Here is a 16,178-nt window from a genome sequence, read left to right as displayed (position 1 = left end):
ACGCGCGGATCCACGGAGGCATGGTATGGCCGAACGACCCCAGGCTTTTATTCGCATCGTCCCAAGGGGCGGGACCAAGACACCCCAACAGATCGTCAATCAGTGGGAATATTTGTGCCGAAAGGGAGAGTTGGAACTCCAGCTCTCCGCCCGGCATCTCGGCATTCCGCTGAAGCATGGTTCCATTCCGACAAAGGCCCGGAGTTGGGCTTGGGAAACGGGTAACTATATCGAGAGTGAAGATGACCAAGATAATCAAGAAAGAGATCAGGATCTAACCACCCACATCATCGTGAGTTTCCCACCAGGCACTGATCAAGACGCCGCTTTTGCCGCGGGGCGGGAATGGGCCCACGAGATGTTCGGTTCAGGTAACGGTGGAGGACGATACGATTACCTTACGGCATTCCATACGGATCGCGAGCATCCGCATTTGCATGTCGTCGTTAATCGCCGAGAGCTTTTAGGGCGTGAGTGGCTGAAAATATCCCGCCGCCATCCGCATTTGAATTACAAAGCACTCCGCACGAAAATGGTCGCAATTTCGCGCCGCTTTGGTATCGAGTTCGAAGCGACCTCGCGAGCCGATCGCGGCATCTCCGAGCCACCAATGACTTACGCCCGGTATCGACGCCTGGAACGGGAAAAGAGGATCACCTCCGAGCTACTGTCGCAAGAGCTGCATGCACCCAAGGCAAACCTAGAGCCGAGCCGTTCCGGCGAAGAGGCTGGTCTATCGCCTCCTCACCCGCAGCCGGCGAGGATATCCAAAGATCAAGACAGCCTCCCTGTGGCGGATGCACCAAGGCCATTGTCTTCATCGGGCAGTGGCTCCTTGCAACCCGCCACAACTGAACGCAATCCAACACGTGAAAGCGACGACAGGCTTTCGGTGCGGACGGAAACTCGGAGGCGCTCCCTTCGGAGCGGCCGAACCAGATATGGGGACGCCCAAGCTAGCCGTTTCAGCGACCCTGATGGAGGAACATTCGATGCTGAGCGTCGAAAACATGATGGCAAGAGGATCGGCGCGCCCGGTGAAAGTCGCGATGTTGGACACGATCGCGCAACATCTCAAACCAAGGGCAATCAGGAGGGTTCTGCGGCACTTCACGCTGACACTATGAGGCAGACTCCGCCAGAGCAACGACACCCGCGAGATCGACGTCCAAAGGGCCAGTCTGATCGCGACACGAAATCCAAACGTTCGCGAAGAGAACGAGATTAGCCACCGGGCGGAATGCAATGAAAAAGGGACATCATTGCAACCGATGGAATTTGCCGGAGAATTTAACAGCACTGACTGTCGGACGAACTCCCCAACTCTTATGTCAGCCAGACCCTGCGTAGTTTACGCACTGGGGCTGCATTTTAGGCGAACATTGACGACAATGCATTGTTTCAAGTGCATGTGCGACAAAGCATGTTCAGCTCGTGATTTAATTCGATTTTTTGCGGATCCGAGCGATTGAAAATCCCATGACGCGGCTTCCAACGACGGCAGCCCACAATCGGGTCAAACGCAACTTAACAACAAGGAGTGGACCGTGACCGCGAGAAGAGCCTGGGCGATCCCCGTACAACGCTCCAAGCCCGTCTGGTTTACGGGATCGCGCGAGGGGACCGCTCAAGAGGTGAAGCGATGAAACCAAATGGATTCACCCCCTTCAGGATTGCCCTCAGCATTTCGTGTTCGCTGGCTGCTGGTCTGTGTGCAGCAAGCTTGTACCTAACGTTTGACGGGGGTTTTAGCAGCGAGGGGATGATGACGTTTGACGTCTTCGCCTTTTGGTACCAGACACCGTTCTATCTGGGTTACGCGACTTCCGACTTCTATCGCTGTCTTGCGATTATAGCGTCAGTCAGCGTGTTTGTGTTGGGGATGCAACTTGTCTTGACTCAACGGAATAAAGAGCATCACGGAACGGCTCGTTGGGCGAGGACTGGCGAGTTGCGGCATGCGGGCTATCTTCAGCGGTTTGATTGCATTGAAGGCCCGGTGTTTGGGAAGACCTGCGGTCCTTATCTTTTCGGTCAGTATCTCACCAGCGGCGGGCAGCCGCATAGCCTTGTTGTTGCCCCAACGCGAGCCGGCAAGGGCGTCGGCGTTGTTATACCGACACTGCTCACCTTCAAAGGCTCTGTGATAGCCCTTGACGTGAAGGGCGAACTTTTCGAGCTAACCTCAAGAGCACGCTGCGCAGGCGGCGACTCAGTCTATAAATTTGCTCCGCTTGATCCGGAGCGGCGGACGCATTGCTATAATCCAGTCCTTGACATCGCGACCTTGCCGCCCGAGCGGCAATTCACAGAAACTCGACGTCTAGCTGCGAATCTGATCACCGCCAAGGGAAAAAGCGCCGAGGGGTTTATCGATGGAGCAAGAGACCTTTTCGTCGCCGGCATTCTCGCCTGCATTGAGCGAGGCACACCCACGATCGGAGCAGTATATGACCTATTTGCTCAGCCCGGAGAGAAATACCGGCTATTTGCTCAACTTGCAGAAGAAACCAACAACAGGGAAGCGCAACGCATCTTCGACAACATGGCAGGCAACGATACGAAGATTCTCACGTCATACACGTCGGTGCTCGGGGACGGCGGACTCAATCTGTGGGCAGATCCACTTGTCAAGGCAGCGACAAGTCGATCTGATTTCTCCATCTACGATCTCCGCCGCAATAGAACCTGCGTCTATCTGTGCGTAAGCCCGAACGACCTTGAAGTGGTTGCGCCTCTCATGCGCCTGCTCTTCCAGCAGATTGTGTCCATCCTCCAGAGAACGCTTCCAAGCGCCGACGAGCGGCACGAGGTCTTGTTCCTGCTCGACGAATTCAAGCACCTCGGGAAGCTGGAAGCCATCGAGACCGCGATTACGACCATTGCAGGCTACAAGGGCAGATTCATGTTTATCATCCAAAGTCTTGCGGCCTTAACCGGAACCTATGATGAGGCGGGAAAACAGAACTTCCTCAGCAATACCGGGCTGCAGGTATTTATGGCAACGGCAGATGACGAGACACCGACCTATATTTCAAAGGCTATCGGCGAATATACCTTTCAGGCGCGTTCGACGTCACATAATCAAGGGCGAATATTTGATCAAAACATCCAGATCTCCGATCAAGGGGCACCTTTGTTGCGCCCTGAACAAGTTCGACTGCTGGATGACGCGAGCCAGATCGTGCTGATAAAGGGTCAGCCACCGCTCATGCTACGAAAGATTAGATATTATGCCGATCGCAATCTGAAGCGCGTCTTTGAAAGCCAGACTGGTACTCTTCCTGATCCGCTTCCACTTCCATTAACAAACGGGATCGAGTTACCAGAACGTCAAGCAAGGGAGATCGGGACCGCAACTGGAGGCGATCTAATCAAAGTTGGATGGGACGGGGATTTAAGCGCTGCCCACTCCGCGGATGTGGGCCAAGCACCGGACATGGAGGCTTCGGGAACGGTCGACCGTGGCGGGAATGGCTTGCCCGACGGCGAGGCGGATAAATACCCGCAGATAACCGCTACCAAGTCGCATGACGAAGTAGATGCCCTTAATACCGTGGCAATTTCAAAGCAGGAGAGACTGTTGAAGAATATAATAGCTCTGCAACAACGAAATAAAATCACGCCAGCGGCCACAGAATAGTTGATGATGGACCTGAGCTTTGCAAAAGCCTCAAAGTCGGTTCGTAGCAACCTTAAGGACAAAGTCGACTGCGTCCTTCTCGTGTGCCAAGCTAACTAATTTCAGACGTATGGACCTCCGCTGCCGCTGATCCCATCGACGGCCCATCGGCTCGTCCGTAAACTTTTATGATGGCGGCACCTGACTCTGCCGAACGCACCTTTGCATTCAGGAGGGTCGTTACAGATGAAACGCGATATCCGTTCAATGACCTGAAGCGTCATGATAGTCTTCGTCTATCGCCGTATTCGAGTTCGGAACTTCGGCTGGGAGACGGCAAAAACTCCCGAATCTGCGCTGATCGGAACCGGAGATGCGACACTGCACAGACAACTGTGGCTATCGGCAGCAGCCTCCGCCAACCGGTCTCGCGTTTCCAAACCATTTCAGGAGAGAAAAAATGGCGACCATCAAATTCGGTACAGACAAAAGCACCGGCAAGCTCACAGCCGTGGATGAGGAGAGAATCGACGAAGAATGCCAGCTTCGAGATAACAGCGACAGCGCATTCACTGCTCTCGACGTGGAAATGATAGCGCTTGAGGACTTCATCCGGCAGTGCCCGCTCCCTCATAAACAAACTGCTGACTAAGGAGATCCACGATGAATCCCAATGTCGATACGAACGAAGACGCGCATGGTTCCAGTGACGCTGCAGAGGCAGCAATCAGCAAGCGGCCTCGAATTCTTGGTCAGGATCTGCAGGGGCAGCGCGAGATCGATATGGCCGATGCGAGTGTCACGAACTCCAGTCTAACTCTGACTGAACGATTTATTTCAAGCCATTCTCCCGGTGACGGGATAAGTCATGATCAAACGGTTCGACATGACGAGAGCATGGATAGCCTATCTGACCGCTTTGCAAATATGCCTGCTTTGCCGGGAGCAGGCAGACGCGAGGATGAATATATTCTCGTCCGTCAAACTGGACCTCACTCTTTCATCGCAACGGCTAAGGGAAATCTCGAAAGCCTGCCCACCAAGGACGAATTTAACAAATTCTGCCGTCTCTATAGGGACGGCGCAGGCAACTACTATCCGCCGCCTCTTGCCTTCGAGCGGATCGACATTCCCGACAGCGTCAGCGCAGATCTCCATGGGCTTCAGCCTGAAGAACGCAACAGTTCTAGGTTCCGGTACAAACAGGATGTCTGGAACCACGCCCATGCGCAGATGGGAATTACCGGTACAAGCATTTTCTACGAGCAAGCGGAGAACGTAGAACGTGACCGCAACAACAAACCCAAACCTGAATTTAGATACGTCGAGACAATATACGGTCGAAGAGAAATCCAAAAGTGCTACAAACATCCGTTCCAAGCCGGGTCCTTGCTCCCCGACATAATGATCAAGACGCCGCAAAACGATGTTCGTTTTGCTTATAGGCTATCGACTGGTGACGACTTTACCGGCAAGACGTTCAGCGAATTCGAACGCTCTATCAAAAACCTATATGGGCAAGATACCGAGATAAAGCTGAAATCAAAGTCCGGCATCATGCATGACTCCAAGTACCTGGAGGCATGGGAACCTGGTAGCGCGGATATCCGCTTTGCAGAGTTCGCAGGTGAGAACCGCGCTCACAATAGGCAGTTGCCACTTGCCACTGTCAATATGGGCGGACAAGACGGAGGGTTCGACCGCCATGTGAGCGTCAAATTCCTGTTTGAAGGTGCACCAGATTCGCCTTGGGCGAAGGCTTTGAAGAAAGGTGAATTATGGGATCGCGTTCAGGTCCTTACCCGCGATGGAAATCGCTATATGTCGCCGTCTAGGCTGCAGTATTCAGATCCAGAACATTTCGGACAACTGATGGATGCTGCTGGTCTACCCAAATCCATGGGCCAGCAAAGCCATGCCCCCAGCATTAAGTTCGAGCACTTCGCCGCCAATGGGGTGATTTTGGCCGCGATCGGCCCGGAACTGCGGGACATCCGTGATATCCCTGCGACCGAGTTGCGAAACCTTTCTGAAAAAAATGTACTGATCGCCGATCGTAACGAGAAAAACCAGCGAACTGGCACCTACACAATAGCCGCGGAATATGAGCGCAAGATGATGAAATTGCCAGATGACGCCGCGCAAGTTCTTGGTAAACCGGCGAACATATATTCGCGCAACTTCGTCCGGCCAGAGTCGGCCGCACGACCAATACACGATAGTCGCCGAACCTTTGGCAGCAGAGCGCGCCATACGGTTAACGGTCTGTAGCTTTTGATGACGGGCAGAAGCTCCGCTAGGAAATCGTCTAAATGGAGATACTCCGATGGTGAGCACGACAAAGAAAAAGATCAAGATCTCGACTTCGGCTGACATGCGCCGCTCGACCAAACGTATGTTCGAGCATGGGCGACAAGCATGGCTTACAGAACGGGCCGCGACCAACTTACGAACTCGTAGCGAGACACCCCAAAAAAAGCGGAATCAGGCCGCTGACTTCCAAATGCTCGATAAGTTGGGCGTCGGATTTCGCGGAGAGATACGCTATAAATTCCTGGGAAACAGGCGGCTTCGGACTGATCACTCGAACACGTTAACGAGTGAGCAGGGTTTCTTCAAAAATACCCAGAAGATTGTCCAGCGCGACGCGGAGACCGGAGCGATCCATCTTAGTCTTCACAAAACGCAGACTTGGATGCGGGTCAGCCACTATCGTTATGCTAAAGATGGGTCGCTGCGCTCCAAGCAGGTAAGATACAGAGGGGGACATTTCGAGGAAAGATGGGAGAGGGATGAAAATGGTGGACTTATCCGGACGCGATACATCAAACGCAATCCGCTTGGCGCGCGATTGCTTGGAGGTGTATCGGAGGAGTTGGGTGATCCTTACCGGGCTGGTCCAGAAAATAGGCTTTATCGACAGCTAACCCGGCAACGCGGTTCTCGTCGGGAGATATTTGAGCGGGATGACCAGGGAAACCTCCAGCTTATCAGCAGAAAGACGATTGGTTCGTCCAAGAGTGTAACGAGGGCGGCTGATCGGAGGTCATCTCAAACAACGATCCGAAAGTTCGGTGGTGCGTTCAGTAAGTCCTACAAGTCTCTTCTCGACAAGGACGGCTACGAAATTGGACGAGACGTATTGAATCATCGAAGGCTCTTTAACAAACGCTCAGCGCTTTACGACGATGCTACAGGGCGCCTGACCAGTCAAAAGCATACTTTTGGAACGCTCTATAAAAGCGAAACGAAATATCTTACCGACGACGTCAAATCGGTGACAAAAAAAATAATGGGTGTGTCTGTCAGCAGGAAATTGACGCTCCAAGGCGAACGCGAACGCCATGCGCAAGAGGTGCGCGCAAAGGAAGCGGAACAGCATGAAAACCTCTGGCAGCATCAACCGTTTACTCCGAGATCCCGTCCACCGCTGTCGGCGTATCTCCCCGTAGATGAACGGGCAAAAGATAAAGAAACGTCCCTGCCTCGGACTGAAGCAACGGCACGGCGGGCAACCGGCGATTCGCGTGCACAGACAACGGCCGCCGCTTCACCTTCGCTGGGCAGCGGGGATCAGGGACACTCACCAAGTCTGGAACGGCCTAGTCCAGCATCGTCCCACCGCTCCTCAGGCTTTCCCACGGAGGACGGCCGAGAAACAACCGGCGAGAAGCCCCGGGGCGAATCTCAGCATTTCGTTGCATCAAAGCAACCGTTACTAGAACCTCTTACTCCGGCAGAAGAAACAATGGTTGGACGGATGGATGCGGCATCGTCTGATGCAGAAGGTGGACAGCGGACCCCCGTGGACCAACCGGTCCAGGTCATGCGGACGTCTTCCTCAGCGAGAATGCATACTGCGGATTGGAACCAAGGCAAACTCTTAAGACGCCTTGACAGCACGCCACTACCGGATCCTTTGCGGCACACTGCTGAAGGGAGAGGAAGCACTGGAAATGAGGCGGGAGGCACGCTTGGGGGTGCTTCCGATCCAACTGTGACACCTCCAATCAGGACGACGCTGCCGCATCCGCAGCGAGGTCTGATGGGCGGTTTTACTTCCGACACTGCGACAGGTTCGATCGTTGATCCTCAAGCCCTTTTTGGCAGACCGGGTCTCGCACAAAAGTCATCTGCGAGGCAAAATTCTACTTCGAACAATCTGCCAGAATCAGACCGAAACGCGCTGCTGAGAGAGTTGCACGCTATCCCATTACCGGCGCCGGCGCCGGCGCCAAAAGCGAATGCCGACCGATTGATCCTTCTGGAAGGTTCTCGAAGCCGAGATCGGTCCCGATCGGGAAATCTTTCGCTTTAGTGAGTTCGTCCTGTCGCTCTAACACGTGAGACGCGCCCTGGGTAGTCGATCAGCGCAGGCTGCATCACTCCGCCGTGAAACATCATCCTCAGAGTCTAACCGGTTCACACTTTGCGCTTTTCTGTGGGATGGAAACGGACCATTTCAGCCTCAGAAGAGGTTGAGCATTTTGGGCCCTGCAGGTTGCGTCCGCAATGATCTAGCGGCTCTGAAAAATGCTTCGGGGTTCTGGCTGTTTTTCGCCTTATCTGGAGACAGGCTCTTTGCGACCTGACTGAGAATTTAAGTTTTGACGTGAGGTAACCGGATTATGCAAACACCCGACCAACTTGAAACACTGAATAAATTCATAGACAGAAAGAGAAAGCTAAATTCCCGACAAGCCAAGGAAATATTTGATCATGACATCCTTGGTAGCATAGGTGCTAAGGCGGGAGGGCTCACGAGCCCGCTCTTCATCGTGGTGGGCGGCCAGCCCGCCGCCGGTAAGACCTCGATGACTGGGCAACTATGGAGGAGATTGGACCAGGATGCCACCCAAGTTGTTGATGAGAACCAACTCATAACTTACCTGCCCGACAACAATCGGACTCGGATCCTGGGAACGTGTCGGGTGGCGGAAATAAATAGACTGGCTGTCACGAATTGGCGGGATCAGCTTATAGAGTACGCCTTCGCGCATCGATCAAACATCGTTTTGGAGGCACACGATGCTCCGAATCCAGTCGTACTCGCGAGAGCTCGTCGGGAAGGCTACAAGACTGAGCTTAATATCGTTTCCACGGACAGGATTACCAGTTTCACCGCCATGCATGATCGTTTCGAGCGCGGTTTGTCGCAGAACGACATCTCTGACATTGCTCTGCCGGACGCGAATGCTCACGATCGCAGTTATGATCTTTGGGCGTGCATTGCTGCGGCATCCGAGACTTCCAGCGAGTTTGGGCGGATTGCTATTGTTCGTCGATCAGGTGAAATATTGCATCAAAAAGAACTGCCGGCGGATCATGCGCAGGCAGCAAATTTAAATGTTGAGCAAAGTTCCACCCGTGCATTGATGATTGAACGCAACAGGCCGCTGGCGCAGTCTCAGCGCGACGAGATCATGACCATCTGGGACAGACTGACACGAAGCGATGTACTCCGGCACCATGCTCGCATGGACCTTCCGATGAGGTCCACTATCATCGAAATTAACTCGGCGCTTAACGATCAAGGCAATTTCGATCCTCATCAACCCGCATCGGAAAATCCGCGAGAGATGGCGGAAGCGCTTGTACGAAATATCAAGGAAGATGTAGACTCGATCGCGGCAAATAAAGAAGGTCAACATCCTCTAAGCCAACAATTTTTACCGCAGATATTATTGCTTTACAAAAGTTTAGAAGAGGAATTTCTTGGAAATCGGGCGGTTGATGTTGGAGGTGACCTGGAGCTATCCGCGGGACTGCGTAGCGCAAAGCGATCTCGACTCGATCGTGGCGAAGCGAGCACCTCCAACAACACGCGTGGCGAGCAAACCCAGGTCGCTCGACTGCCTCGGGAGCGGCCGAGGTTTCTCGTTGAGGTCTCGCAGGGCGTTTATAGGCCAATCGAGATTTATAACAGCATGGTTGTCGATCGCGACACCTTCCCCAACATGAATCGTAACCGCAGCAAAATGAATGTCCTTATTTGGTCGGAAGATTCGAATGGGTACGAAACGCCGGCTTCGCTGATGGCGCGCTCGAGAGCAACCAACAGCGACTTGTTTGCGAGAACGATGAGTGATGGGCAGTTGCCTCATAGCTTGGCGTCACGCTCTCCTGATGCATTGCCAGCAGTCTTGATCGATGGTGGAAATGGCAGCACCTTTTTGGCGAACACGAAAATTTGCCTGGACACTATCGACCAGATTCCTTCGTGGATAACGTCTGAGCGCATCCTCGTCAGGAACGAACGCGGTGGATACGATGAACTAAGCCAACGTCTGGCCGATAATACTTTTTCGCTTCTTCCCAGTTCCACGAGAGCGTGCTTAGGGTTGCGTTTACCTGAACGCGACGTTGCTCAACCAAAGTCGACCTCACGGGATTTTCTGATTAATCGCTCCCGTGACGACGCCAATGAACGAGAGTGACCATGTTAATTTGCAATCATGTGATTGTCATTCTAACGGCGCAGAGCGGTATTTCGACACGAACATCGTCTAGGTGCCAACCGACCGGATCGCTCGATTCACTCAATTTGAGAGGCGTCCTCAGCTAGGATAAGGTGAATAACAATCGTCTGGTCGCTGACAAATTTATTGTCACGATTGAATCCAGCAAAAGGTTGCGAAATGCATCGCATGACGACCAACAGCATAGGATATGGAGAATGACTTACACGGACAATCTCTGGGTTTATTTCACCTTGCTCCTCGGTATCATGCTCGTGCCGGGCCTAGATATGCTTTTCGTGCTCGCAAGCTCGCTCACTGGAGGAAAGCAAGTCGGCATGTCGGCGATGTCCGGGATCGTGGCTGGTGGAGTGGTCCATTCACTCTACGGTGCCATCGGTGTCGGTCTTCTCGCCAATCTCATACCGGCTCTTTTCACCCCGCTGCTTGTGTTCGGTGCTATCTATATGGTGTGGATCGGCCTCAGCTTAATACGAAGCTCGATCGTTATAAAAGGCGATGAGGTAAGCGTAAGTGCTTCTGCCTGGCAAGCGTTCAGGCGTGGCATGGTTACAAGCCTCAGCAATCCGAAAGCCTATCTGTTCCTGACGGCTGTTTATCCTCAGTTCATGAAGCCAGCCTATGGTCCAGTGTGGATCCAGGGTATCATCATGGGGCTCATGGCTGCCGGGACACAGATCGCCGTGTATGGTTCTGTTGTTCTGACGGCAGCTACCAGCCGCGATTGGCTAATTTCTTCCCCCAAAGTCACCATTGTTATCGGTCGATCAGCCGGCCTGCTTCTTGTTGTCGTGGCGTCATTCACGTTATGGAAGGGCCTCCAAGGCCGTTAAATGCTCTTTCGTCTTTTTGCTCGGCATTGCTGCCCCACATCCAAGAGCAAGGCGGAAATGGAAATTGTCGCACAGAACTGGTTTGTGACGGCAGGACGAAGCCGAGTGCGCGCTGCGGATTGGTCGATTCAATGCCAGAATTTACAAGCGATTGCCATGGATAACGTGACGGCAACGAGAAGGTGCCGGGGTCGCTGGCTTCCCACCGGCATTGGGATTTCCGCGTGGTTTGCCAGCGAAGTCATTAATTGTTGAAATACTCGTGACTTGGTTCGTCGCATCTTTCCGGCGGGTCGCTTGGTCCTCGTTCTGGGCGGAAGGCGGGCTAAGAGGAAGTATTGACGATCCCGTGGCAGGCAAAAGAAAGACGCGGTTCCCGGCGCGATCTTCAGCGAGGGCACTCGTCGTCGCTTGGTCCGCGACGCGGCGGAGATTGTGTTTTAAGAAAGAATTGGGGTTTGGCTGAAATGAGGGTATTTAAGAAGGTGTCACTGCAAGATCGGTTATGGCCTCGACGAGGCTGGCCTGCTTCGAGACCTTGTCACTGCCTCTGCGCCAGAACACGACATATTCATGGACGACACCCGGATAAAACGGGATGGCCTTCAGATTGAACACGTCACACTGACGAGCAATGAAGTCATTTACGACCGTAATGCCCGAACCATGGGCGGCGAAGGCCGCGCTGAAACCCACAGCTTCTGTCCGCACGCTAACGAAGGGGATATGGCCTTTGTGGGCGAACGAATTCATGACCATCAGATTAGAGGAAAACTCGCGATCAAGCGTAATCATCCTCTCTGAAGCGACGTCTTCGGCGGTGAGGACCTCCTTGCCGCCAACGGGTGGTCCGGTCGGAGAAGGCAAACGCTTCGGCTTTCCATGATCGACCTCCGTCGAAAAACCGTTCATCGAGTGGTAGACGCGATAAGCCCACATCTGCCTCCCCTGTCAGGACGAGCTGCGCAACCTAGTCGTAGCTCTGAGCCCGGACGTAGAACTCCAGCGAGGAGGTCACTTCGCTCAAGCTTGCCGACAAGCCTGGGCAAAAGAGAAAGGCAGACTATATGCGGCGCGGCGATCGTCAGGCTGTTTCGCGCGACAGTAAACGAACCAAAAATCTCGCGCTCTATATGTCCGAGCGCCTCAAAATAGCGGTCGATCTTGTTATAAATCTCCACCGCGCGAGATGTCGGTATCAAACCGCAACGATCCCGAATGAACAGCTTCTCGCCCACGGCTTCCTCAAACTGCTTGAGCTGCTGGCTGACCGCGGACTGAGTGATCTGCAAGACGCGGGAAGCCCGACGGGTCGATCCCGAACGGATAATCTCCCTGAATATCTGCGCCCGCCTCAGCCCGATCTGTTCTTTCAGATGGCCGCTATCACAGCTTCGATCCCATTGGCCCTATTGCACTCCTGTTCTGGTCACGCATTGTTTAAAGTACGCTCAGCGCGATACCCTCTAATGAGAGTTCGCTGTTGTTAAAAGTATATCAATATATTTACGTAATAAATGGCTTCGAAGCGGCCTCCGGATCTGGGAACTCTGGGCGTCGCAAGGGATCTATGATCTTTCCTGGAGGGGATTTTCTTGAAGGAATCGGCCACCCAGAGTTGGGTTGGCAACAAGCATACTGATACTGCATCGAGGTTTATCGCCGGCGATTGTATCGCAAGTCTCATTTGGATCGAGATTTCTGGCAAAGAAGACGGCTTAGCTCTGCAAGATCGGCGAGTAGTTGCGGCGAGTTCGCGACAGCACGACAATCACTGCTCACCGTCGCGCGCCAGAGCGACTAATTTTGTCAGGCGGTCTCCGGCCCAAACAGCCAAGCACAAGTGCGGTGACAGGCGCCAGCGTCGATCGAACTGCAATCCATTCGAGTTGAGCTTGGAACCGCTCAACCACAACAACCGAGTTAGCCCGTCCAACTCGTGGCCGCGGCCGAAGAGGAGTAAGAATGAAGAACCTCAAAATATCGTATCAACTTCTGCTGCTCATTGCGGTTCTCATGTTCGCGTCCGCAACCGTGAGCTATTTGCAGATCCGATCCTCAACCAATGCGATTTATGCCGAGCGATACGACATGCTCCGGACACAGGTCGAGTCCGCAACAGCAATCCTTAATTCCTACTACGAACTTGAAAGGGCCGGCACGCTGTCGCACGAAGACGCCCAGTCCAAAGCCTACGCGATGGTCTCGCGAATGCAGTATAATCCGGCCGGGTACATTCTTGGTCTCGACTACGAGACCGTTATCAGATTTCACTACAATCCCAAGCTCGTCGGGGTCAGTCAGAAGGGTCAACCCGACAAGATGGGGACGTTGTTCGGCGACGAAATCGTCGCTAAGGGCCGCTCTGGTGGAGGGATCACGACCTACTATTGGCCAAAGCCCGGAATGCCTTCGGATCAGGTTTTCAAAAAGGCAACTTATTCGCGTCAGTTCGAGCCTTGGCAGGTCGTGGTCGCAACGGGTGTTTACGTTGACGACCTGGAAGCGACGATCGACCGCGAGATCCTGGCGGTCGCGGTATTCGGCGCGATCGCGTTCATCATTGCACTTGCCGTTGCCTTTTGCGTTATGCGCAACATCACGCGGCCCCTAACGGCAGTGCATTCCGCGCTTCAGGCAGTCGCCAACGAAGATGTCGGGATTAGAATTCCGCACACGGAAATGGCGAACGAAGTTGGTATGATGGCACGAGCAACGCAAGCATTACAGGAAAAAGTTCGCGACCGACAGATGATGGCGGAGCGCGAAAAGCTGCAAAGACAGGAGGCGGACAACGAGCGTCAAAGGAACTTCAGCCAGCAGCAACAGGACGCTGCGCTGCAAGCGCGGGTAGTCGCGACGATTGGCGATGCGCTGGGAGCTTTGGCAGAGGGCGATCTCACGGTCCGTTGTAAAGACCTTGGTCCCACCTACGAGACGCTGCACCAAGATTTTAACGAGGCTCTCGGACAGCTCGAAGCGGCGATGACAAAGGTCACCGCAAAAAGCATCGATATCGGCAGCTCCAAAGAAGAAATCCGTCGAGCCTCCAACGAATTGTCACAGCGCACGGAACGTCAGGCAGCGGATCTCGAAGAAACGTCGGCGGCGCTCGACGAGTTGACGGTCGCTGTCCGTCAGACAGCCGAAGGCGCAAGTGAAGCGGCAAAACGTGTCACGTCGGTAAGTTCTGAGGCCGACCGTTCTGACCAGATTGTTGCCCAGGCAATCGACGCAATGGATGGTATCAAGCACTCCTCGGGAGAGATATCGAAAATCATTGGCGTGATCGATGATATCGCGTTCCAGACGAACCTTCTGGCGCTGAACGCCGGCGTCGAGGCAGCAAGAGCCGGAGAATCAGGCAAAGGCTTTGCCGTTGTCGCCCAAGAGGTGCGGGAGTTGGCGCAGCGATCTGCTGCTGCTGCCCGCGAGATCAAGGTGCAGATTTCTCGGTCATCCGGCCAGGTAGAGGCCGGCGTGCGTCTGGTCAGCGAAGCTGGGGAGGCACTCAAACGCATTTCGAGCCAGGTCACGGGCGCGAGAGAAATTGTTGGCAAGATCGCCCACTCAGCATCCGAGCAGGACGTCACACTTAGGTCAATCTCAGCCTCCTTGAACCAGCTCGATGCCGCCACGCAACGTAATGCGGCGATGGCGGAAGAAACGACAGCCTCAGCCGAAGCCCTTGCGGTCGATACGGATGAGCTCGTGAGTTTGATCCGAAGCTTTCGCATCGGACAGACCGACTATGGCGACAGCGAATTGCATCAGCTGGCCCACCGGTTGCGTGCGGCGGGTTGAGGATCGTCCCCAGCTGGCGGCCTAGGGATTGCTGAATCGAGGTTGATGGCGGGAGCCGGCGGCAGACTGCGTGGCGGGCTTTCTCCATTCAATTTCGAAGTTGGTCCAGGTTTACCAAGATCTAGGTGTTCGGTCGGTCTCATGAACGCTGTAATGGCATACGTCATGGATGTGCATGCGATGGGCGTGATCCTCCGTCGAACGACCAAGCGCTCGAAACCTTCATGATCCGGCTCAAGATGCCATAGATCGGAATTCGAAGAGCGGGAAGCCTGATTAGATGTAAAAAAATGTTACAACTATCTTCACAAAGTGTTTGTACAATCTGGCATCCGTGATGACAAGGAAACTATAGGCAGAGACGTTGAGGGCTCGGTACAAACTGAGAACAACCTGTTCACGACGCCATCATATCGCGTTTGTGCAAGGAGAAAAAATGAGTGTGCATGGCAATCAGAAAAGAATAACGGCGCCGGAAATCCGCGTTCGCAAGGGAGCCGAACCGATTGTTGCGCTGACGGCCTATAGCGCACTGACAGCACGCTATGTCGATCCGCATGCCGATATAATCCTCGTCGGCGACAGCCTCGCCATGGCGGAGCATGGAATGAATTCGACCATTGGCGTAACGCTCGACATGATGATTCTTCATGGAAAAAGTGTCATGCGCGGTTCAAACCGGGCGCTTGTCGTCGTCGACCTTCCTTTCGGATATTATGAAGCCAGTCCGGAAAAAGCCTTCGAGACTGCGTCGCGCGTCCTCCAGGAAACCGGCTGCTCGGCAGTCAAGCTCGAGGGCGGAGCGCACATGGCGGAGACCATCGGCTTCCTGACCGCGCGGGGAATTCCGGTCATGGGTCATGTCGGCCTGACACCGCAGTCGGCAATGACCCTTGGCGGGTTTAAGGTTCAGGGGCGTAAGGAGAGTGACTGGCCAAAGATCGAAGCGGATGCTGCCGCAGTGGCGGATGCCGGCGCGTTTGCGGTCGTTTTGGAAGGAACCGTGGAGCCATTGGCTGAAAGGATTACTGGCTCGATCTCCGTGCCGACGATCGGGATCGGCGCTTCGCCCAAATGCGATGGGCAAGTTCTCGTTCTCGAAGATATGCTGGGACTGTCCGAACGGGTCCCGCGTTTTGTCCGCCGGTTTGGCGAACTCGGAAAGGCGGCCGATGCGGCGATCGCTTCGTACGCCGCGGCTGTTCGCGATCGAAGCTTTCCAGGTGAAGAAGAAGTCTATCGCTGAATCTATGAGGTGAAATAGATCTTGTGCCGGTAATTACGACAAGCAGTATAAAAATACGCGGCAAGCGATAAAAAATATACTGGGAGGTTCCGACGATTTGTAAGCATCGCATGCAATCGCGGGCCCGCTCCACCCAGAACCTTCGGCACTTCTGAAGCTACGTTTTAAAAACTTAAGTCGGTGCGCTCGGAAAA

11 protein-coding genes are annotated in these 16,178 nt (G+C 54.0%); 9 read left to right on the top strand and 2 right to left on the bottom strand.

What is annotated here, in order from left to right; translation table 11 throughout:
* Positions 1-25: 25 nt before the first annotated feature.
* The 7 genes from CFBP4996_RS28280 (at position 26) to CFBP4996_RS28250 (ending at position 10,934) form a co-directional block, all read left to right on the top strand.
* On the top strand, positions 26-1,228 hold the full coding sequence (locus tag CFBP4996_RS28280) for a relaxase/mobilization nuclease domain-containing protein (RefSeq protein WP_080855241.1): 1,203 nt from the start codon (positions 26-28) through the stop codon (positions 1,226-1,228).
* Between the two features lie 414 nt (positions 1,229-1,642).
* On the top strand, positions 1,643-3,643 hold the full coding sequence (virD4, locus tag CFBP4996_RS28275) for a type IV secretion system ATPase VirD4 (protein ID WP_080855240.1): 2,001 nt from the start codon (positions 1,643-1,645) through the stop codon (positions 3,641-3,643).
* 439 nt (positions 3,644-4,082) lie between these two features.
* Positions 4,083-4,274: a hypothetical protein gene (locus CFBP4996_RS28270; RefSeq protein WP_080855239.1), complete on the top strand. Its 192-nt coding sequence runs from the start codon at positions 4,083-4,085 to the stop codon at positions 4,272-4,274.
* 11 nt (positions 4,275-4,285) lie between these two features.
* Complete coding sequence (locus CFBP4996_RS28265) at positions 4,286-5,893, top strand: VirE2 family protein (protein ID WP_080855238.1); 1,608 nt, start codon at positions 4,286-4,288, stop codon at positions 5,891-5,893.
* Between the two features lie 55 nt (positions 5,894-5,948).
* Positions 5,949-7,940 (top strand): hypothetical protein, encoded by a 1,992-nt coding sequence (locus CFBP4996_RS28260; protein ID WP_080855237.1) that lies wholly within the window; start codon positions 5,949-5,951, stop codon positions 7,938-7,940.
* 310 nt (positions 7,941-8,250) lie between these two features.
* On the top strand, positions 8,251-10,059 hold the full coding sequence (locus CFBP4996_RS28255; RefSeq protein ID WP_080855236.1) for a zeta toxin family protein: 1,809 nt from the start codon (positions 8,251-8,253) through the stop codon (positions 10,057-10,059).
* Positions 10,060-10,298: 239 nt separating this feature from the next.
* On the top strand, positions 10,299-10,934 hold the full coding sequence (locus CFBP4996_RS28250; RefSeq protein WP_080855235.1) for a LysE family translocator: 636 nt from the start codon (positions 10,299-10,301) through the stop codon (positions 10,932-10,934).
* Between the two features lie 477 nt (positions 10,935-11,411).
* Here CFBP4996_RS28250 and CFBP4996_RS28245 read toward each other — a convergent pair whose 3' ends face one another.
* A complete protein-coding gene (locus CFBP4996_RS28245) occupies positions 11,412-11,873 on the bottom strand; it encodes a LysR family transcriptional regulator substrate-binding protein (RefSeq protein ID WP_080855234.1) in 462 nt (153 codons plus the stop codon).
* Positions 11,843-12,262: a LysR family transcriptional regulator gene (locus CFBP4996_RS29600; RefSeq protein ID WP_424243873.1), complete on the bottom strand. Its 420-nt coding sequence runs from the start codon at positions 12,260-12,262 to the stop codon at positions 11,843-11,845. Before CFBP4996_RS29600 ends, CFBP4996_RS28245 begins: the two co-directional genes overlap by 31 nt.
* A 637-nt stretch (positions 12,263-12,899) precedes the next feature.
* Here CFBP4996_RS29600 and CFBP4996_RS28240 point away from each other — a divergent pair.
* Entirely contained in the window at positions 12,900-14,738 is a 1,839-nt protein-coding gene (locus CFBP4996_RS28240) for a methyl-accepting chemotaxis protein (RefSeq protein ID WP_080855232.1), read from the top strand.
* A gap of 436 nt (positions 14,739-15,174) precedes the next feature.
* Positions 15,175-15,984: a 3-methyl-2-oxobutanoate hydroxymethyltransferase gene (gene panB / locus CFBP4996_RS28235; RefSeq protein WP_080855231.1), complete on the top strand. Its 810-nt coding sequence runs from the start codon at positions 15,175-15,177 to the stop codon at positions 15,982-15,984.
* Positions 15,985-16,178: the final 194 nt, after the last annotated feature.

This window comes from Agrobacterium leguminum (assembly GCF_005144435.2).
GTDB lineage: Bacteria > Pseudomonadota > Alphaproteobacteria > Rhizobiales > Rhizobiaceae > Agrobacterium > Agrobacterium leguminum.
Note: the sequence above shows the minus strand (reverse complement) of the source record. Positions and strands in the feature narration are given on the sequence as shown.

Excerpts from the sequence above, each read along its gene's own strand:
- virD4 (WP_080855240.1), top strand. The coding sequence starts at position 1,643 with ATGAAACCAAATGGATTCACCCCCTTCAGGATTGCCCTCAGCATTTCG.
- CFBP4996_RS28250 (WP_080855235.1), top strand. The coding sequence starts at position 10,299 with ATGACTTACACGGACAATCTCTGGGTTTATTTCACCTTGCTCCTCGGT.
- CFBP4996_RS28245 (WP_080855234.1), bottom strand. The coding sequence starts at position 11,873 with ATGTGGGCTTATCGCGTCTACCACTCGATGAACGGTTTTTCGACGGAG.
- CFBP4996_RS28280 (WP_080855241.1), top strand. The coding sequence starts at position 26 with ATGGCCGAACGACCCCAGGCTTTTATTCGCATCGTCCCAAGGGGCGGG.
- CFBP4996_RS28270 (WP_080855239.1), top strand. The coding sequence starts at position 4,083 with ATGGCGACCATCAAATTCGGTACAGACAAAAGCACCGGCAAGCTCACA.
- panB (WP_080855231.1), top strand. The coding sequence starts at position 15,175 with ATGAGTGTGCATGGCAATCAGAAAAGAATAACGGCGCCGGAAATCCGC.
- CFBP4996_RS28240 (WP_080855232.1), top strand. The coding sequence starts at position 12,900 with ATGAAGAACCTCAAAATATCGTATCAACTTCTGCTGCTCATTGCGGTT.
- CFBP4996_RS28255 (WP_080855236.1), top strand. The coding sequence starts at position 8,251 with ATGCAAACACCCGACCAACTTGAAACACTGAATAAATTCATAGACAGA.
- CFBP4996_RS28265 (WP_080855238.1), top strand. The coding sequence starts at position 4,286 with ATGAATCCCAATGTCGATACGAACGAAGACGCGCATGGTTCCAGTGAC.
- CFBP4996_RS28260 (WP_080855237.1), top strand. The coding sequence starts at position 5,949 with ATGGTGAGCACGACAAAGAAAAAGATCAAGATCTCGACTTCGGCTGAC.